We start from the raw sequence: 18145 nt of genomic DNA, 5'->3' as shown, positions 1-18145 counted from the left end.
AAGCGGCGGCGGCCTATGGTGTGGGCGATGCTGCGTAGCCTTGATATTCGCGATGTGCTGATCATTGACCATCTCAGCCTTGAATTCGCACCTGGTCTGAATGTGCTGACTGGCGAGACTGGCGCGGGAAAGTCCATTCTGCTTGATGCTTTGGGCTTTGTGCTTGGCTGGCGCGGGCGGGCGGAATTGGTGCGCGCAGGCGCAGCACAAGGCGAGGTGACGGCCGAATTTGATCTGCCTGCGGGCCATGCCGCGCGGGCGGTTCTGGCGGCAGCGGGCTTTCCTGATCCTGACGAGTTGATCCTGCGGCGGGTGAACACCGCCGATGGCCGCAAGACCGCCTATATCAACGATCGGCGCGTTTCGGGCGAGGTTCTGCGCGAGCTATCGGACACTTTGGTCGAGTTGCACGGCCAGCATGATGACCGTGGCCTGCTTAATCCGCGCGGGCATCGCAATCTGCTGGACGATTTCGCGGGCGTCGATCTGACAGCAGCGCGTGCGGCATGGCGGGCGCAATCGGCAGCACGCGATGCTTTGGCACAGGCAACAGCGGCGCTTGAACGCGCGCAGGTCGAGGAAGACTATCTGCGCCATGCGGTGGCAGAGCTGGATAAGCTGGCGCCTGAGCAGGGCGAAGAGGCGACCTTGGACGCCAAGCGACGGATGATGCAGGGCGCGGCCAAGATCCGCGCCGACATTCAGCGCGCCTATGCCGGCCTGACTGATGGCGGCGAGGCGACGCTGCGCGAGGCGATGCGCTGGCTAGAGGGCGCATCGGACCGTGCCAATGGCCAGCTTGACGCGCCGCTTGCGGCTTTGGGGCGCGCGCTGATCGAATTGGGCGATGCGCAGGCGGGGGTCGAAAGCTGCTTGCGGCAGTTGGATTTCAACCCCTCTGAACTTGACGCGATGGAAGAGCGTTTGTTTGCGATCCGCGCTTTGGCCCGCAAGCATGGCGTTTTGGCCGATGATCTGGGCGGCTTTGCTGATGGCCTGCGGCTGCGGCTTGCGGCGATTGATGGCGGGGCGGCGGGCATTGCCAAGCTGGAACAGACCCTGGCCGAGGCGCAGCGCAGCTTTCAGCGCGAGGCGATGGCGCTGACCAAGGCGCGCCGTGCGGCTGCCCAACGGCTGGACCGTGCGATGGCGGCGGAACTCGCACCGCTGAAGATGGAGCGCGCAGTTTTCACCACCGAAGTCAGCTTGGGTGAACAGGGCCCCGAAGGCGTCGATGCGGTGCAGTTCGCCGTGGCCACCAACCCCGGCGCGCCGGCGGGTGCTTTGAACAAAATCGCCTCGGGCGGGGAATTGTCGCGGTTCTTGCTGGCGTTGAAGGTTTGTCTGACCGGCGACACGCCGGGTCTGACGCTGATCTTTGACGAGATCGACCGCGGCGTGGGCGGGGCGACCGCTGATGCTGTGGGCCGCCGTCTGAAATCACTGGCAGGCCAAGCGCAGGTCTTGGTGGTGACCCATTCGCCGCAAGTGGCGGCCTTGGGCGGGCATCATTGGCGGGTGGAAAAGCGCGTGGTCAAGGGCCAGACCCTCTCCACCGTGGTGCCGCTGAACCCTGACGAGCGCATCGAAGAGATCGGGCGGATGCTATCTGGCGACAGTGTCACCGAAGCCGCGCGCGAGGCTGCGCGCGCGCTTTTGGGCTAATCAGGGCAGGGCGATAAAGGTCATCGCCTGCACCTGCCAGCCGTCGCGGCCATTTTCCAACACGGCAACCAGCATGGCGGCAAAGCGCGGCAGTTCGCCCCCCTGTTCGTCTTGTGCGCCCGAAACCGTATAGCGTTGCCGCAGCAGCGTGGCCTCGGGCGACAAATCGCGCAGCGTGCCTTTACCCGTCACCAGCCGTGCGGATTTGAAGACGCCGGTCATTTCGGCCTCGAATCCTGCCAAAATCTCTTCGGGGGTTTCCACCCAAAGGCCAGTCAGGCTGCCAAAGGTGGCGTCGGGTTGAAAGAAAGCGGCCATTTGGCTGGCATCGCGCGCGGCAAAGGCGGCGGCGAAAAGCCGAGGGAAATCTTCGGGAGTCATTTTTGGGGTACCAGCTTTCCAGGATTCATAAGGTTATGCGGATCAAGCGCGCGTTTGATCTGGCCCATCACCGTCCAGGCCGCGCCATGTTCGGCGGCCATCATATGCAGCTTGCCAAAGCCGATGCCATGCTCGCCCGTCACCGTGCCACCCAAACGCAGCGCGCGTTCGGCCATGCGGGTGGACAGACGCTCGGCTGCAAGATGTTCGGCAGGATTGTCATGCGACACCAAAAGGATCGCGTGAAAATTGCCATCGCCCACATGGCCCAAGATCGGGCCGGTGATGCCGCTGGCGGCGATATCGGCTTGGGTTTCCAGCACCGCTTGCGCCAGCGCCGAGATCGGCACGCAGACGTCGGTGACATAGGCGGTGGCCCCCGGACGCATAGCCAGAATGGCTGGATATGCCTGATGGCGCATCCGCCAAAGCCGGTTGCGGTCTTCAGCCGCACGCGCCCAAGCAAAGGCGCTGCCGCCAAATTCGCGCGCAATCGCGCCAAAGCGTTCGGCCTGTTCCTGCACGCTTGCGGGACTGCCGTGAAATTCGACCAAAAGCTGTGGCTGCTCGGGCAGGGCGGTGGCGTGAAAGGCGTTGCAGGCGCGCACGCTGGCTTCGTCCAGAAACTCGATCCGCGCCATCGGCAGGCCGGTCTGAATGGTGGCAATCACGCAATCGACCGCCGATGCGATGTCGGCAAAGCCGCAGGTCGCGGCCGAAACCGCTTCGGGCTGGCCATGCAGGCGCAGCGTCAGCTCGGTGATCAGCCCCAGCGTGCCCTCTGATCCCACCATCAGCGCCGTCAGGTCATAGCCCGCAGCGGTTTTCGGCGCCGAGCTGCCAGTGCGGATTACCCGCCCGCCTGCCAGCACCACCTCAAGTCCCAGCACATTGTCGCGCATCGAGCCATAGCGCACCGTCGTTGTCCCCGAAGCCCTGGTCGAGGCCATGCCGCCAAGGCTGGCATTGGCACCAGGATCGACGGGAAAGAACAGGCCGGTGTCGCGCAGATCCAGGTTCAACCTTTCGCGCGTGATGCCGGGTTGCACCACGACCAACATATCCTCGGGGTAGACGGCAAGGATTTGATTCATCAGCCGAAAATCAACCGTCAGCCCACCCTGCACCGCCAAAGCATGGCCTTCAAGCGAGCTGCCTGCCCCCCAACCCACCATCGGCATGGCGTGGCTGGCACAAACGGCGGCAATGCGTGCCACCTCTTCGGTGCTGTTTGGAAAGGCCACCGCATCGGGCGCGCGCGCCGTGATATGGGTTTCGCTTTGCGCATGTTGCGCCAAGATCGGCGCAGCCGTCGACAGCCGGTCACCCAGAAAGCTGCGCAGGTCAGCAAGTGCATCAAAGATCGGGTTCAAAGCGGCCATGGCGCAAAGATAGGCTTTTGCAGGGGGCTTGCCAATTGGGCGCGGTGGCTTTGGGCAAGCTTTCTCTGCGCCTTAGCCTTTTGCGACCGCAGCCATGGTCGTGGCAAGATCACCATAGCCGGTAAAGCGGCGCTCGTAAGCCAGGCCAAGCCGTCTGGCGCAGTCTTCGGCCTTCAGGTCCAGCGCGGGATCGTCGGTCTGCGCCTGATAGACCAGCTTGGTGTAATTGCCAAAATACATGTCGCGCAATTGCGGATGCCGGTCGAGGCCCATTGGCCGCCAGACAAAGGCATCAAACTGGCGCACCAGAAAATCGGTCAGATAAAAGGCGGTAAATTCGGTCTCGGCCTTTTCGGCGAAAACCGCGTTGCCTTCGAAAAACGAATAGCAATGCGGGCCCGCGATCATCTCGACGCCAAGCTCTTGGCACTTGGCCTGCAAAAGCCCGCCGGTGCCGCAATCGGCGTAAAGCACAAACAGGCTTTGATAGGCTCTGCGGTATTGCGCCACGGCTGCGGCGACGGCTGCGGTGATCTTCTCGGGGTAAAGGTGCAGATTGGCGGGCAGGCATTGCAGATCCATGTGATCCCAGCCGTTTTGCCGTTTCAGCGCCAGCACCTCATGCGCCAAGGCCCCGCAAGCGATCAGCAAGATCCGGCCTTGATGACTTGGCGGCAAGCCAACCTCGGTCAGCGTGCCGTCGTCCAGCGCTAAAGCCATTTCAGCCCGCGCACACCCCAAGCGGCAAACAACGCCAGCAGGCCCAGCCAGACCATCGAAGCCCCAGTCATATGCACCAAGGTGATGCTTAGCCCCGCGGCAAGAAGCACTGTCAGAATCAGGAATAGGAAAGTTGGCAATGGCATGACGTCCTCCGATCTCCCTGCTAACGTGGCTATGAAAACGCCTCGGGACAAGGGCCCGAGGCGATTCATTGCACGAAAGTGATCGGATTTAGGCGTTGGCTTGGTTGTGCTTGCGCAACACCAAAGCTTTGGCGGTTTCGACAGCAACGGCTGCGTCACGGCAATAAGCGTCAGCGCCGATGGCCTTGCTGAACTCTTCGTTCAGCGGCGCGCCACCAACCAGCACGATATAGTCATCGCGCAGACCTTTTTCCTTCATCGTGTCGATCACGACCTTCATATAGGGCATGGTGGTGGTCAACAAAGCCGACATGCCAAGGATATCAGGCTGCTCTGCTTCCAGCGCTTCCAGATACTTCTCGACCGAATTGTTGATGCCAAGATCGCGCACCTCAAAGCCCGCGCCTTCCATCATCATGCCGACAAGGTTCTTGCCGATGTCATGGATGTCGCCCTTGACGGTGCCGATCACCATTTTGCCCATGCGCGGCGCGCCGGTCGCAACCAAAAGCGGCTTCAGGATGAACATGCCACCCTTCATCGCATTGGCGGCCAAAAGCACCTCTGGCACGAACAAGATGCCATCGCGGAAGTCAGCACCCACGATGGTCATGCCGGCGACCAAAGCCTTGGTCAGCACATCATAGGGGGCCCAGCCGCGTTCGATCAGGATGTTTACGGCATCCTCAATCTCTTCCTTCAGGCCGTCATAAAGGTCATCGTGCATTTGCAGCACGAGTTCGTCATCCGAAAGCTCGGACAGGATGATTTCGTCGTCGGCCATCTTGGAACTCCTTGGGCAGTTACTAGGGTGATGAGGCCAAAGCCCGTTAGACACTTTTCGATTTGCGACATGCGCCAAGTGAAAGCCGACTTCAAGAGGTCGCATTAAAGAAATCGCTTGGATTCGTTGCTGCTTTGTTCTAATTTTGACTGATGGATGATCTGAAAACCACCCTGCCTTTGGGGCTTCAGGCGCGCGGCCGTGGCGCGCTGGAAAACGCCATGGGCCGGTTCGAAGGCCAGACCCGCAACGCCATCGCCGATGGTTGGCATCCGCCCGATCCGCAGATGCTGCGCACGCAAACGCGGGTCGAGGTGGCGCGCTCGGCCATCAGCTACAATCGCTCGCCTGATTTGCCGTTTGACCGCTCAATAAACCCCTATCGTGGCTGTGAACATGGCTGCATCTATTGCTATGCCCGCCCCAGCCATGCCTATCTGAACCTCTCGCCGGGGTTGGATTTCGAAACCCGGCTAATCGCCCGCCCGGGCCTTGGCGCGGTGCTCGATCGCGAGCTGCGCGCCAAAAGCTACCGCGTCGCGGTGATGGCGCTTGGCACCAATACCGACCCCTACCAACCGATCGAGGCGCAATATGGCGTGATGCGCGAGCTTCTCTGCGTGCTGCATGCCTTCCGCCATCCCGTTGCCATCACCACCAAAGGCGCGCTGATCGAGGCCGATCTCGATCTCCTCGCCGATCTTGCCGCCCAAGGCCTTTTGCGCGTCGGCATCTCGCTCACCACCCTCGACCCTGACCTCTCGCGCCGGATGGAGCCGCGCGCGCCTGCGCCGGCTCGCCGCTTGCAGAGTATCGAACGGCTGGCCCAGGCCGGCATTCCGGTGCGCGTGATGATCGCGCCGGTGATCCCGGGCCTGACCGATCACGAAGTCGAAAACCTGCTCGCCGCCGCAAAAAGTGCCGGCGCCTCGGCCGCAAGTTATATCCCGCTGCGCCTGCCGCGGGAGGTCTCGCCTTTGTTTCAAGACTGGCTTGCCCAACACGCCCCCGACCGCGCCACTAAGGTGATGGCGCGCCTGCGCGAGATGCAGGGCGGCCAAGACTATGACCCCAGCTTTGGCACCCGCATGCGCGGTCACGGGCTCTGGGCCGATCTCTTGGCTCGCCGCTTCAATATCGCGATCGACAGGCTCGGCCTTGCGGTCAAACTGCCGCCGCTGCGCTGCGACCTGTTTGCGCCACCACAACGCGTAGGCGATCAGCTCACCCTGTTCTAGGCTTTCATCTTGGCACAAATATCCCGGGGGAAGCGGCTCTTGCCTTGGCAAGCGCCGCTTGGGGGCAGCGCCCCCTCCGCCCTGTGATTTAGCCGCGCCGCCCGCGTCTTTCGCGCTTGGGGTCGCCCGAGGTGTCGCCGGTGCCATCCGAGGCCGATGAAAATCCGCCCATTTTGGCGGCAATATCTTCCAAAGACGGTGTCGGGCCCTTGGGGCGGCTTTCCAGTGCGGCCCGCATCGCCTTCAGATGCTCTGGCATGGTGCCGCAGCAGCCGCCGATGATTTTCACCCCGGCATCGCGTGCCAAAACCGCATATTCGGCCATCAACTCGGGGGTGCCGTCATAATGGATATGGCCGTCGTGATATTTCGGAATGCCGGCGTTGCCCTTGGCAATCAGCGGCCGCGCTGACCCCGCAGCAGCAAAGCCCAGCACCGTGCGCAGCAGATCCGAGGCACCTACGCCGCAATTTGCGCCAAAGGCCAGCGGCGGGTTTGCCAGCGCATCCACCATTGCAGCCATCGCAGCCGAAGTGGTGCCCATCATGGTGCGCCCTGCGGTGTCAAAGCTCATCGTGCCGCACCAAGGCATGCCCGCCAGCGCTGCGGCCTCTGCCGCCGCCGCATATTCTTCGGGCGCCGAGATGGTCTCGACCCACAGCACATCCGCGCCGCCCTCTTTCAGCCCTTCGGCCTGTTCGTGAAACATCTCGACCGCAGCGGCATGGGTCAGTGTGCCCATCGGCTCGAAAATCTCACCCGTAGGCCCGATCGAGCCTGCAACCACAATCTTGCGGCCCGAGGCATCGGCAATCTCGCGGCCAAGTGCGGCACCAAGACGGTTCAACTCGCGCACGCGGCCCTGCGCCCCGTGCAGTTTCAGCCGGCTGGCGTTGCCGCCAAAGGTATTGGTCAGGAAAATATCCGACCCCGCCTCGACGGCCGCGCGGTAAAGCTGGCGGATATTGTCGGGCTTGTCGCTGTTCCAGAACTCTGGTGGCTCGCCCGCCGAGAGGCCCATGTTGAACAGATTGGTGCCCGTCGCGCCATCGGCCATCAGCCAATCACGGGTTGCAAGCAGATTTGAAAGCGCGTCCATGGAATACCTCGTCAGACTTCATTCCTTTTGTCTCTGCCATGCCGTGGCGTCAGAGGCAAATTCAAACTCTGCATGATCATGTTCGATTGCGCGCGGGTTTGGTGGGCGCAGCGGGGCGGGGTGGTGGATGGCTTGGGCAATCTCGGCTGCTGCGGCCAAAAGAGCGGCGGGGTTTGGTGCGGTCAGATAAAGCGGCTGCCAGCGCGGCGCAAAGCTGGATTTGAACCGCACAAGCCCCTGAGTTTGCGCCGTCATCCGCCCCAAGAGGCGGTTCAGCAGCCGATTTTTCAGCCGGCATTCCGGCACTGCTGCCAGTGACAGCCGCGCCACCCCCAGCCGGGCGGCATCTTCGATCGCAGTCTGGATCAGCAGATGCATGCAGCCATCGGGCAGCGCCGCGCCATGGCGCATCAGATCCAGCGTCCATTCGTTTTTACCGATGTGAAAGCTGACAAAGGCAATCGGTGCCGCGTTTTGCCAAGCAATATAAAGCCTTTGGTAGTTCAAATAGTGCGGGCAAAACCGTCCCATAGAAAAGCCGCGCTCGCCGCCATGCAGTTTCGCCCAATCTTCAGCCAGCGCGCGTAGCTTCGCCCAGTCGCGCTGCACGCTGGGTTGGCTGATGTGCAGACCGGCTTGGGTGGCGCGGCGCAGCTTGCGACGCAGACCGGCGCGGCGGGGGCTGTCCAGTTGATAGCGCGCGGGCTCGATAACCGCCTCTTGCGCGATGCGCAGGCAGGCTTGGCCTGCTGCGCGCGCCGTGACGGCGGTTCTGGCGCTGGCTTTGTAAAAGGCCATGCTGCAATTGGCGGCGCGGGCAGTTTTTTGGAGATGCCTTAAGCTTGCAGCCAGCTCTGCGGGCGCGCGCGCGGCAATTGGATCAAACAGACCCACGACAAAATGTCGCGTGCGTGCGACCAATAACGCCGCCTGTGGGGGGGCTGCGATCAGCTGATGCTCGCCTTGCAGCGCCAAGCCGGATTCGGCGCGTTTGGCCAAGCGCAAAAGCTGCCAAGCAGTTGCAGCGGGCGCCTCGGTGCAGGGTTTGCTGCCGTGAAGCGCAGCCGCCGCGCCCAAAAGCGCTGGCAGCGCGTAATAGCAGGCTCGCCATGCCAGAACCGCCGTCAAAAGGGCGGCTTCGGGCTGGCTGGGCAAAAGCGCCAGCAGCGCCATTTCGAAAGGGCCGACACCGCCTGGTGCGCCCGAGATCAAACCCGCGCCAAAGGCCAGCAAAAAGGCAGGCAGCAGCGTTGCAAAGGGCAGCGCCATCTCGGGCGGGCACAGCATCCACAGTGCCGCCGCCGCCGCAAATGTGTCAATCGCCGTCAGCACCCCCAGTTTGGCAAGGGTAAAGCCATTCGGCAGCGCCCTGGCCCAGATCGGCGGGGCGAGCGCAACCGCGCCAGTAAGACAAAGCAGCCCCAAGGCCAAACTCGCAGGCAGTCGAAACGGCGCATCGGGCAAAAGGCACAGCGTCAGCGCGGTCACAAAGCCCCAGCCCGCCAGAAACGACAAAGCTACCAGCGCGGTTAATCGTGTGGCCTGCCAAAGCGAGGTGCCTGGCAACAGCCGCCAGCGCAGAATCGATCCGGTCAGCAGCCCGAGGCCCAGCGTTTGCGACACCGCAATCGCACAGATGCCCGCGCGGCGCGCAACAGCCGGAGCAACCGCGCTGCCCAGATGCTGGTGCAGCGCCGCGTCATAATGACCAATGGCGGTAAAGCTTACCACCGTAAGCGCCAGTGCCCCCAGCCAGCTTTCGGGGCTAAGTCGTTCAAATCCTGCAAGAAGCTCTGCCAGATCGATGTGGTTCAGCCGTTGCAGCAGGAGCCAGATAAAGCCAAGCGAGACCAGCACAGACAGCGCCGCGCGCAGGCCAAATTTCAGCCAATGGACCGTATGATCCTCTGCGCGGGCCAAAGCCTGCGCGGATTTGATGTGGTGTTTCATGCCCGACCCCGCGACCCAGAGCCTAGGTGTCGCGCAATTGGGCAAAGATGAGCTTAACACTTCAAATTGTAGTGAAATTTAAGCCGCCGCCGCGGCATAAAAAAGGGCCGCCCCCGTGAAGGGGCGGCCCAAAGACAGATGTGATAAGCCCGGGCTTAGAATTCAGCCATAAGCTGCGATTTCGCGACAGCCAACAAAGCGCCCACTTGCGCGCGCACCTCGTCTTCGCTGGCCTTGCCTGCAAGATCAGCGGCGACTTTGCGCACCACATCTTCGATGCCGGCTTCTTCAAAATCGGCGGCAATCACGCTCAGCGCATAGGCGTCTGCCTCTTCGCCGGTTTTGCCCAGCAAAGCGGCGGCCCAAAGGCCAACCAGCTTATTGCGGCGGGCTTCGGCGCGAAACTGCATTTCGGCGTCATGCGCGAATTTGGCTTCAAAGGCGTGTTCGCGGTTGTCAAAGCTGGTCATGGCAGGCCCTCTTGGTCAGGAAATATTGCCTTCCATATGCCCATCTGTGCCGCGCGCTTCAAGTGGGAAAGCCACTTTGGCCGCACAGCCGCCGCTTTGCGCGCCATTATCGGGGTTGCGCGCCTTGCCGCAGGGCTTGGCTTGGACTATAGCGCAGTCAACAGGGGCAGGGGTGGACTATGCCACCCTATCGGCCTTTTCGTATCGGAGCATCCATGGCGCGCAGGAAGAAGGTTTACGAGGGCAAGGCGAAGATCCTTTATGAAGGACCGGAACCGGGCACTCTGATCCAATATTTCAAGGATGATTCCGCGCCCACCGCGCAAGAGGCGGCCCCTGCGGCTGTTGAAGGCAAGGGCGTGTTGAACAACCGGCTGTCAGAATTCTTTATGGCGGGTTTGAACTCGGTCGGGGTGCCGACGCATTTCATCCGCCGTTTGAACATGCGCGAGCAGATGGTGCGGATGGCCGAGATCATTCCGCTTGAAGTCGTGGTGCGCAACTTTGCCGCAGGCGAATTGGCCGAGCGTTTGGGCATTCCCGAAGGCACGCCGCTGCCGCGCCCGATTGTGGAATATTACCTGAAGGACGACCGGCTTCAGTTGCCGATGGTCGCCGAAGAACATATCGTCGCCTTTAACTGGGCCACCCAGCAGGATCTGGATGATATCATTGCGCTTTCGCTGCGGGTGAATGACTTTTTGTCGGGTGTGATGCTGGGCATCGGCATTCGGCTGGCAGATTTCCGGCTAGAGATTGGCCGGGTCTGGGATGGCGATTTCATGCGGCTGATCGTGGCCGATGAGATCACGCCAGACAGCTGCCGGTTGTGGGATATGCGACCCGTGGTCGATCGTGGCGATGGCCTGCCTTTGGCCGAACCGGGGCCTTTGCCCGACGTCTATACCGAACTTGCGCGGCGCTTGGGGGTTCTGCCCTCGAATGTGACGCATCCGATGAAACCAACGCTGATCAACTGACCCCTTGTCGTGCGCGACGTGGGGCGGTATGGGGCGGCGAAACCTGAGCCTGAAGGGAAAGCTATGAAAGCGCGCGTGACTGTCATGTTGAAAGCTGGAGTTCTGGATGTGCAGGGTGAGGCCGTGCGCCATGCGCTGGGCAGCTTGGGGTTTGCCGGGGTAAACGGGGTGCGTCAGGGCAAGGTGATCGAGCTTGATCTGGCCGAAACCGATGCCGCCGCTGCCAAAACCGCTGTCGATGCCATGTGCGACAAGCTGCTCGCCAATGCGGTGATCGAAAGCTACCGCGTCGAAATCCTGTAAGATCGGAGCCTGTCCATGAAAGCCGCTGTCGTTACCTTTCCGGGGTCCAATTGCGACCGTGATCTTGCCGTTGCTTTTGAGCGCGCCGGTTTCGAGGTTGCGCGGGTTTGGCATAAAGATAGCACGTTGCCGCAGGGCGTCGATGTCGTCGGCGTGCCGGGCGGCTTTTCCTTTGGCGATTATCTGCGCTGCGGCGCGATTGCGGCGCAAAGCCCGATTGCAGCGGCAATTCAGACCCATGCGGCACGCGGCGGCTATGTGCTGGGAATCTGCAACGGCTTTCAGGTTCTGACCGAGATGCAGTTGCTGCCCGGCGCTTTGATGCGCAATGCAGGGCTGAAGTTTATCTGCAAGACCGTTGGGCTTAAGGTTGCGACCACCGACAGCGCCTTTACCGCAGGCTATGCCAAGGGCGCCGAGATTTCTGTGCCTGTGGCGCATCATGATGGCAATTACACCATCGACGCCGAAGGTTTGGCGCAGTTGCAGGCCGAAGATCGCGTGGCCTTTACCTACAGCCAGAACCCAAATGGTGCTGTGGCCGATATCGCCGGCGTGTTGTCGGCAAATCGTCGTGTGCTGGGGATGATGCCGCACCCCGAGCGGGTTGTGGATGCAGCCGCAGGCGGCACCGATGGGGCTGCGCTGTTTGCAGCCCTGATGGGCGGGATGGCGCTTGCCTAAAGCGCCCCTGCTTGAGGCGCAAAGCGGCAGAGCTTAAACTGTGCCCATGCGTATGCGCCAAAGATCAAATCAGCTGAACGAGTCAGAAACCGGTGTGTCATGGGGCATTCGGCTGGCGGTTATGCTTTTGATGTTGCTGGCGATTGCTGTGGTGCTGACCACCAATCGCTGGCTGAGTGAGCGGTTCACCGAAACCACCCGCAATCGCGCCGAACTGCGGCTTGCGCTTTATTCCGGCAATATCATTTCCGAGTTGCAACGCACCTCGGTTGTACCTTTGCTTTTGGCCGATGATCCGGCGATCCGGGATGCCTTGGTCAAAAGCAATTTTATCGGCACAACCCTGCGTCTGATCGAAGTGCAGCGTGAGATTGGTGTGGCCTCGATCATGCTGCTGGATCGGCACGGCTTTGCCGTGGGGGCGACCAATCGCAATGTTCTGGGCGCAAGCCACCGCAGCGCACCCTATTTTGTCGATGCGCTGCGCTCGCGCGATACCGTGTTTTCGGCCAGCCCGCAGGAGGGTGGTGGCTTTGATTTCACCTATTCGCGGGTGATCGAGGCAAACGGCCAGATCCTTGGCGCCATCGTCGTGGCGGTCGATATGATGAAGCATGAACGCGCTTGGGCGGGGCTGCAAGATGCGGTGGTGGTCACAGATTCCGCAGGCACGGTGATTTTGGCGACCAACTCTGCTTGGCGCAGCAAGCCGATAGATCAGGCGCTTACCTCGGTTGACAGCGCTTCGGCCTTGGATCGGGCGCTGAAAAACGCCACCGAATGGGCGCAGAACCCACCCGATGCTTATCTGTCGGGCGAGGCCGTGCTGCGCACCGAGGCACGGGTGCCGTTTCAGGGCTGGCGCATGCTGACCTTTACCGCTTACGATTCCGTGCGCGAAAGGGTGAATGGCGTCATTGCGCTTGAAATCATGGGCTTTGCGATACTGGCTGCGCTGACGTTTTATCTTTTGTCGCGCAGGGCCTGGTCGCAGTCGATGTCGTTCCAGCGGGAATCGGCGGAATTGCGTCTGCTGAACGCGCGGCTGTCGCGCGAGATTGCCGAGCGGGAAAAGGCGCAAAAGAACCTTGAGGTGGCCGAGCTGACGCTGGCGCAATCGTCAAAACTGGCAGCCTTGGGCGAGATGTCGGCGGCGGTCAGCCATGAGTTGAACCAACCGCTTGCGGCGATGAAAACCTATCTGGCGGGCGCGCGGCTGTTGTTGCAGCGCAAACGCCCCGACGAGGCGCTGTCGTCGTTTCAGCGCATCGACGATCTGATTGACCGCATGGGCGCGATCACGCGGCAGCTGAAATCCTATGCCCGCAAGGGCGGTGAGGCCTTTGAGCCGGTGGATATGCGCGCTTGTGTGTCCTCGGCGCTGGCGATGATGGAGCCGCAGCTGAAACAGCGCGTGGTCAAGATCACCCGCACCGTGCCGCGCCAGCCAGTGATGGTCATGGCCGATCGATTGCGGCTGGAACAGGTGATTATCAACCTGCTGCGCAATGCGCTGGATGCCACCAAGGATGTGAAAGACCCGCAGATTGACCTGTTGCTGTCGCTGGGCGAGACCGCGATTTTGGCGGTGCGCGACAATGGCACAGGTATTTCGGAAATCGGCTCGGTGTTTGAGCCGTTTTACACCACCAAGAAACCCGGAGACGGGGTTGGCCTTGGGCTGGCGATCTCTTCTGGGATTGTCACCGATCTGGGGGGCCGTTTGACCGCGCGCAATGCCGATGAGGGTGGCGCGGTCTTTGAGATACAATTGCCCGTCTTGGGCACAGAAACCAAAGCAGCGGAATGAGGGTGGTATGGCACGGGCAATGAAAGTGGCGATCGTGGATGACGAGGCCGATATGCGCGCCTCGATCAGCCAGTGGCTGGCGCTGTCGGGCTTTGACACCGAAACCTTTGCCAGTGCCGAAGAAGCGCTGAAAACGCTGGGGCCGGATTGGCCGGGGGTTGTGGTCTCGGATATCAAAATGCCGGGCATGGACGGGATGGCGTTTCTGAAACGTCTGATGGGCATGGATTCGGGCCTGCCGGTGATCATGATCACCGGCCACGGCGATGTGCCGATGGCGGTCGAAGCGATGCGGATCGGGGCTTATGATTTTCTGGAAAAGCCGTTCAACCCAGACCGGATGACCGAACTTGCCAAACGCGCCACCATCGCGCGCCGCCTGACGCTGGACAACCGCGCGCTGCGCAAAGAACTGTCGGATGGCTCGGTCTTGATGAAAAAGCTGGTCGGGGCCAGCCCCGCGATGGAGCGGCTGCGCGAAGATATCCTCGATCTGGGCCAAGCCGACAGCCATGTGCTGATTGACGGCGAAACCGGCACCGGCAAAACACTGGTCGCCCATGCGCTGCATGCGGTGGGGCCGCGCGCGTCAAAGAAATTCATCACCGTGTCTTGTGCGGCTTGGGGCGAAGATCAGCTGGCGGCCAAGCTGTTTGGCCCCTCCGAGGATGGCAATCTGCCGATGATCGAGGATGCACGCGGCGGCACGCTGTGTCTGGAAGACATCGAAAGCCTGAGCCATGGTTTGCAATCGCGGCTGCTGACGCTGATCAACGAACAGGGTCTGCCCCCCGAAACGCGGATCATCGCGATCTGCAACGAACATGCGCCCGATAAAACGCTGGAAGATGTGCTGCGGCCCGATCTGTTTTACCGCTTGGGCGCGATGACGATCATTTGCCCACCGCTGCGCGCGCGTGGCGAAGACATCCTGACGCTGTTCACCCGTGCGAGCGAGCAATTCGCCGAAGAATATGGCTGCGATGCCCCGCAAGTCACCGCGCAAGAGGCCGCCCAACTGCTGCAAGCGCCTTGGCCGGGCAATGTGCGCCAGATGGTCAATATCGCAGAACGCGCGGTGCTGCAAAACCGCCGCGGTTCGGGGTCGATTGCCAGCCTGCTGATGGCCGATAACGAGGCCTCTGGTCCGGCGCTGACCACCGAAGGCAAGCCGCTGAAAGACTATGTCGAGGCCTTCGAGCGCATGTTGATCGACAACACCATGCGCCGCCACAAGGGCAGCATTACGGCGGTGATGGACGAGCTGTGCCTGCCGCGCCGCACGCTGAACGAAAAGATGGCGAAATACGCGCTCAGCCGATCGGACTATGTTTAGATCGCGCTTGGGTTGTTTACACCGCATTCTGCGCAAATCACCCATTGTCAGATGGCCCTGTTTGCCACTAGGGTGAAATCAGGTCACGTTGCGTGGCCACGACATTCCCTGCCACTGTGCTGTGATGCGCCTTTGCGCGCCGAAACCAGTGGCTTAAGATCGACCGAAAGGTCGGAGCATTGCGCGTAAGTGACTGATAAAACAGACATAAGCGTGCTTTTTAAGGTGGGCGCCTAAAAGCCGCTCAGACGTGAACCGCGATGATGTGCGCGACATTGGCAATGACTGACGAGGGGCGCCCACAGGGCGCTGCCTTGCGTCTTGCGTTGCGCGCAGCCGCCCGAACAAGCCGCCCTGACATGTTTTCCCCTCGCTTTGGTCCGCCAAGGCGAAGATTTCCTGCTGGGCGCAATGGATCAATATGTCTAAGAAAATGCTTATCGACGCCACACATGCCGAGGAAACTCGGGTCGTCGTGGTGGATGGAAACAAGGTCGAAGAGTTCGATTTTGAAACCCTGAACAAACGCCAACTTGCCGGAAACATCTATCTTGCCAAAGTCACCCGGGTGGAGCCTTCGCTTCAAGCGGCCTTTGTCGATTACGGCGGCAACCGGCACGGATTTTTGGCCTTTGCCGAAATCCATCCTGATTACTACCAGATCCCGACAGCGGATCGTCAGGCCTTGTTGGAAGAAGAACGCGCGCTGAACCGGGCCGAGGACGAGGAAGACAACCGTCGCTCGAAACCCCGCCCACAGCGCAACCAGCGCCCGCGTGCCGAGGCGGCAAAACCCGCACCAACGTTGCATAGCGGCGAAATCAACGGCATGGATGTCGTCGATCTGGACGAAGACAGCAACGACAGCGCCTTGGTCGAGACCAGCCAAGCCGAAGCCGTCGTTGCAGCCCCCGTCGAAGCCCCGGTTGAAGCCGAAGCGCATGATCACGACCACGATCACGCCCATGACCATGATGACGCCCACGGCTCTGGCGAAGAGGGCGATGCGCCTTATCGTTCGATTGATCACGCCTCGGACACCGATGACGAGATTGAATCGATTGCCGAGGAAGATGTCTCGGAAGAAATCAGCGCGCCGCGCAAACCCCGCGTGCGCCGCTATAAGATCCAAGAGGTCATCAAGACCCGCCAGATCATGCTGGTGCAGGTGGTCAAAGAAGAGCGCGGCAACAAGGGGGCTGCGCTGACGACCTATCTGTCGCTCGCCGGCCGCTACTGCGTGCTGATGCCCAACACCGCGCGCGGCGGCGGCATCAGCCGCAAGATCACCCAAGCCGCTGACCGCAAGAAACTGAAAGAAATCGCGCAAGAGATCGAAGTGCCAGAAGGCGCAGGTCTGATCATTCGCACCGCAGGCGCCAAGCGCACCAAGCCCGAAATTCGCCGTGATTACGAATATCTGATGCGGCTTTGGGAACAGATCCGCGAGCTGACGCTCAAGTCGATTGCTCCTGCTGCGATCTACGAGGAAGGCAATCTGATCAAACGCTCGATCCGCGATCTGCATTCGTCGGAAATCGACGAAATTCTGGTCGAGGGCGAGGCAGGCTATCGCACCGCCAAAGACTTCATGCGGATGATCATGCCAAGCCACGCGAAAATCGTGCAGCGCTATGACGAGCCGACGCCGCTGTTCGCGCGCTATCAGGTCGAAAGCTATCTGGGCGGGATGTTCAACCCGACCGTGCAGCTGAAATCGGGCGGCTATATCGTGATCGGCATCACCGAGGCCCTGGTGGCCATCGACGTGAACTCGGGTCGTGCCACCAAAGAAGGCTCGATCGAGGACACCGCGCTGAAGACCAACCTCGAGGCCGCCGAAGAGGTGGCGCGTCAGTTGCGTCTGCGCGATTTGGCCGGTCTGATCGTGATCGACTTTATCGACATGGAAGAGCGTCGCAACAACGCCGCCGTCGAGAAGCGCCTGAAAGACAAGCTGAAAACCGACCGCGCGCGCATTCAGGTTGGCCGGATTTCCGGCTTTGGTCTGATGGAGATGTCGCGCCAGCGTCTGCGTCCGGGGATGCTGGAAAGCACCACACAGCCTTGTTCGCATTGCCATGGCACCGGCCTGATCCGTTCGGACGACAGCCTTGGCTTGCAGGTTCTGCGCGCGCTGGAAGAAGAGGGCACGCGCAAGCGGTCGAAAGAAGTTCTGCTGCGTGCGCCGATTGGCATCGTCAACTTCCTGATCAATGGCAAGCGCGAGCATATCGCGCTGATCGAGGCCCGCTATGGCATGGCGGTGCGCATTGAATGCGATCCGACGATGATCAGCCCCGATTTCACCATTGAAAAGTTCAAGACGGCGACGCGGATCGTGGCGGAAACCCCAACCGCGATCTCGGGCAACGCCAGCCTGATGGGCGCGCCGGTGGTCGAAGAAGACGAAGATCTGATCGACGAAGTGGATGAGGTCGAAGAGGCGGAGGAGGTGGAAACCACCGAAGCCACGACCGGCGAGGCCGCGCAGGGCAATGGCAAAAAGCGCCGTCGTCGTCGTCGTCGCAAAAAGCCAGGCCAGAACGGCGAGGCGATGGGCGAAGGCGCAAGCGCAGATGATGCGGATGACGAAGGCGAAGAGACCGCAGCTGAACAGCCTGTGGTGGTGGAGGATGCGGCAAAACCTGCCGGTCCCAGGCGCCGCACCCGCGTTCGTGGTGGCAGCAAAGCCGCCGAAGCTGTGGCAGCGCCTGCTGAAGCAGCTGCGCCAGAGCTGGCCGTGGTCGCCGAAGCGCTAGCAGAACCCAAAGCCGAAGCCGATGTGGTGGTGGTAGAGGCTCCGGCGGCTGAGGCTGAGAAGCCAAAGTCGCGTGGCCGTGGTCGTGCAAAGGCAGCCGCTCCTGTTGCGGAAGCCGTGGTCGGTGATGCCGAAGCCGTCGCACCAAAGCCACGCCGCAGCCGCGCCAAAGCCGCTGTGGTTGTGGCCGAGCCTGCGCCTGAAGTCGCCGCAGCGCCTGCGCCTGTAGCGGCAGAGCCCGCAGCCGTGGTCGAAGCTCCCGCTCCGGCAGCCGTTGCTCCCCCAGCGCCAGAAGCTGTCGCTGAACCGGCCCCTGTCGCCGCCCAGCCTGAAGCTGTGGCAGAGCCCGATGATGGCGAGCCAAAGCCGAAAAAGCGCGGCTGGTGGTCCTTGGGACGCTAAGCTGTTGAAGGCTAAGATATTGGGGCGGCGGGGA

16 protein-coding genes are annotated in these 18145 nt (G+C 61.5%); 8 read left to right on the top strand and 8 right to left on the bottom strand.

Going from position 1 to position 18145, the window contains the following annotated elements; translation table 11 throughout:
- Window positions 1-27: 27 nt before the first annotated feature.
- On the top strand, window positions 28-1665 hold the full coding sequence (gene recN / locus V7Q10_RS05130) for a DNA repair protein RecN (protein WP_333867980.1): 1638 nt from the start codon (window positions 28-30) through the stop codon (window positions 1663-1665).
- On the opposite strand, the gene V7Q10_RS05125 is transcribed toward recN, so the two are convergent.
- The 5 genes from V7Q10_RS05125 to V7Q10_RS05105 form a co-directional block, all read right to left on the bottom strand.
- Window positions 1666-2046 (bottom strand): DUF4440 domain-containing protein, encoded by a 381-nt coding sequence (locus V7Q10_RS05125; RefSeq protein ID WP_333867979.1) that lies wholly within the window; start codon window positions 2044-2046, stop codon window positions 1666-1668.
- Entirely contained in the window at window positions 2043-3428 is a 1386-nt protein-coding gene (locus V7Q10_RS05120; protein ID WP_333867978.1) for an FAD-binding oxidoreductase, read from the bottom strand. Before V7Q10_RS05120 ends, V7Q10_RS05125 begins: the two co-directional genes overlap by 4 nt.
- 72 nt (window positions 3429-3500) lie before the next feature.
- The gene (locus V7Q10_RS05115; protein ID WP_333867977.1) at window positions 3501-4148 is read right to left on the bottom strand and encodes a DUF1638 domain-containing protein; all 648 of its coding nucleotides are present in this window, start codon (window positions 4146-4148) and stop codon (window positions 3501-3503) included.
- Complete coding sequence (locus V7Q10_RS05110; RefSeq protein ID WP_333867976.1) at window positions 4139-4294, bottom strand: hypothetical protein; 156 nt, start codon at window positions 4292-4294, stop codon at window positions 4139-4141. The genes V7Q10_RS05115 and V7Q10_RS05110 overlap by 10 nt, the downstream gene beginning before the upstream one ends.
- Window positions 4295-4382: 88 nt before the next feature.
- A complete protein-coding gene (locus V7Q10_RS05105) occupies window positions 4383-5078 on the bottom strand; it encodes a corrinoid protein (protein ID WP_333867975.1) in 696 nt (231 codons plus the stop codon).
- Window positions 5079-5230: 152 nt separating this feature from the next.
- Between V7Q10_RS05105 and V7Q10_RS05100 the strand changes: the two genes are divergently transcribed.
- Window positions 5231-6316, top strand: coding sequence for a PA0069 family radical SAM protein (locus V7Q10_RS05100; RefSeq protein ID WP_333867974.1), 1086 nt, complete (start codon window positions 5231-5233; stop codon window positions 6314-6316).
- A gap of 88 nt (window positions 6317-6404) precedes the next feature.
- On the opposite strand, the gene bmt is transcribed toward V7Q10_RS05100, so the two are convergent.
- The 3 genes from bmt to V7Q10_RS05085 form a co-directional block, all read right to left on the bottom strand.
- On the bottom strand, window positions 6405-7415 hold the full coding sequence (gene bmt, locus V7Q10_RS05095) for a betaine--homocysteine S-methyltransferase (RefSeq protein ID WP_333867973.1): 1011 nt from the start codon (window positions 7413-7415) through the stop codon (window positions 6405-6407).
- Window positions 7416-7433: 18 nt separating this feature from the next.
- Window positions 7434-9365: a phosphatidylglycerol lysyltransferase domain-containing protein gene (locus V7Q10_RS05090; protein WP_333867972.1), complete on the bottom strand. Its 1932-nt coding sequence runs from the start codon at window positions 9363-9365 to the stop codon at window positions 7434-7436.
- A 155-nt stretch (window positions 9366-9520) separates the two neighbouring features.
- Window positions 9521-9835, bottom strand: a complete 315-nt coding sequence (locus V7Q10_RS05085) for a DUF1476 domain-containing protein (protein WP_333867971.1) — start codon at window positions 9833-9835, stop codon at window positions 9521-9523.
- Between the two features lie 215 nt (window positions 9836-10050).
- Here V7Q10_RS05085 and V7Q10_RS05080 point away from each other — a divergent pair, with 215 nt between their 5' ends.
- From V7Q10_RS05080 to V7Q10_RS05055, 6 genes are all read left to right on the top strand, one after another.
- Window positions 10051-10815 (top strand): phosphoribosylaminoimidazolesuccinocarboxamide synthase, encoded by a 765-nt coding sequence (locus V7Q10_RS05080; RefSeq protein WP_333867970.1) that lies wholly within the window; start codon window positions 10051-10053, stop codon window positions 10813-10815.
- 63 nt (window positions 10816-10878) lie between these two features.
- Window positions 10879-11118 carry a phosphoribosylformylglycinamidine synthase subunit PurS gene (gene purS, locus V7Q10_RS05075; protein ID WP_333867969.1) on the top strand — a complete coding sequence of 80 codons (240 nt, stop codon included), beginning with the start codon at window positions 10879-10881 and terminating at the stop codon, window positions 11116-11118.
- 15 nt (window positions 11119-11133) lie between these two features.
- The gene (gene purQ / locus V7Q10_RS05070; RefSeq protein ID WP_333867968.1) at window positions 11134-11802 is read left to right on the top strand and encodes a phosphoribosylformylglycinamidine synthase subunit PurQ; all 669 of its coding nucleotides are present in this window, start codon (window positions 11134-11136) and stop codon (window positions 11800-11802) included.
- Between the two features lie 46 nt (window positions 11803-11848).
- Window positions 11849-13612: a sensor histidine kinase gene (locus V7Q10_RS05065; protein WP_333867967.1), complete on the top strand. Its 1764-nt coding sequence runs from the start codon at window positions 11849-11851 to the stop codon at window positions 13610-13612.
- A 7-nt stretch (window positions 13613-13619) separates the two neighbouring features.
- Window positions 13620-14948 (top strand): sigma-54-dependent transcriptional regulator, encoded by a 1329-nt coding sequence (locus tag V7Q10_RS05060; protein ID WP_333867966.1) that lies wholly within the window; start codon window positions 13620-13622, stop codon window positions 14946-14948.
- 421 nt (window positions 14949-15369) lie between these two features.
- The gene (locus V7Q10_RS05055) at window positions 15370-18111 is read left to right on the top strand and encodes an Rne/Rng family ribonuclease (protein ID WP_333867965.1); all 2742 of its coding nucleotides are present in this window, start codon (window positions 15370-15372) and stop codon (window positions 18109-18111) included.
- Window positions 18112-18145: the final 34 nt, after the last annotated feature.

It is taken from the genome of Cypionkella sp. (genome assembly GCF_036782355.1).
In the GTDB taxonomy this organism is placed as follows: Bacteria; Pseudomonadota; Alphaproteobacteria; order Rhodobacterales; family Rhodobacteraceae; genus Cypionkella.
This window is presented reverse-complemented; position numbering and strand designations above follow the sequence as displayed.

Coding starts and splice junctions, on each gene's coding strand:
- V7Q10_RS05090 (WP_333867972.1), bottom strand. CDS start 9,365: ATGAAACACCACATCAAATCCGCGCAGGCTTTGGCCCGCGCAGAGGAT.
- V7Q10_RS05105 (WP_333867975.1), bottom strand. CDS start 5,078: ATGGCCGACGACGAAATCATCCTGTCCGAGCTTTCGGATGACGAACTC.
- bmt (WP_333867973.1), bottom strand. CDS start 7,415: ATGGACGCGCTTTCAAATCTGCTTGCAACCCGTGATTGGCTGATGGCC.
- V7Q10_RS05115 (WP_333867977.1), bottom strand. CDS start 4,148: ATGGCTTTAGCGCTGGACGACGGCACGCTGACCGAGGTTGGCTTGCCG.
- V7Q10_RS05120 (WP_333867978.1), bottom strand. CDS start 3,428: ATGGCCGCTTTGAACCCGATCTTTGATGCACTTGCTGACCTGCGCAGC.
- recN (WP_333867980.1), top strand. CDS start 28: ATGCTGCGTAGCCTTGATATTCGCGATGTGCTGATCATTGACCATCTC.
- purS (WP_333867969.1), top strand. CDS start 10,879: ATGAAAGCGCGCGTGACTGTCATGTTGAAAGCTGGAGTTCTGGATGTG.
- V7Q10_RS05110 (WP_333867976.1), bottom strand. CDS start 4,294: ATGCCATTGCCAACTTTCCTATTCCTGATTCTGACAGTGCTTCTTGCC.
- V7Q10_RS05085 (WP_333867971.1), bottom strand. CDS start 9,835: ATGACCAGCTTTGACAACCGCGAACACGCCTTTGAAGCCAAATTCGCG.
- V7Q10_RS05100 (WP_333867974.1), top strand. CDS start 5,231: ATGGATGATCTGAAAACCACCCTGCCTTTGGGGCTTCAGGCGCGCGGC.
- V7Q10_RS05060 (WP_333867966.1), top strand. CDS start 13,620: ATGGCACGGGCAATGAAAGTGGCGATCGTGGATGACGAGGCCGATATG.
- V7Q10_RS05125 (WP_333867979.1), bottom strand. CDS start 2,046: ATGACTCCCGAAGATTTCCCTCGGCTTTTCGCCGCCGCCTTTGCCGCG.
- V7Q10_RS05055 (WP_333867965.1), top strand. CDS start 15,370: ATGTCTAAGAAAATGCTTATCGACGCCACACATGCCGAGGAAACTCGG.
- V7Q10_RS05065 (WP_333867967.1), top strand. CDS start 11,849: ATGCGTATGCGCCAAAGATCAAATCAGCTGAACGAGTCAGAAACCGGT.
- V7Q10_RS05080 (WP_333867970.1), top strand. CDS start 10,051: ATGGCGCGCAGGAAGAAGGTTTACGAGGGCAAGGCGAAGATCCTTTAT.
- purQ (WP_333867968.1), top strand. CDS start 11,134: ATGAAAGCCGCTGTCGTTACCTTTCCGGGGTCCAATTGCGACCGTGAT.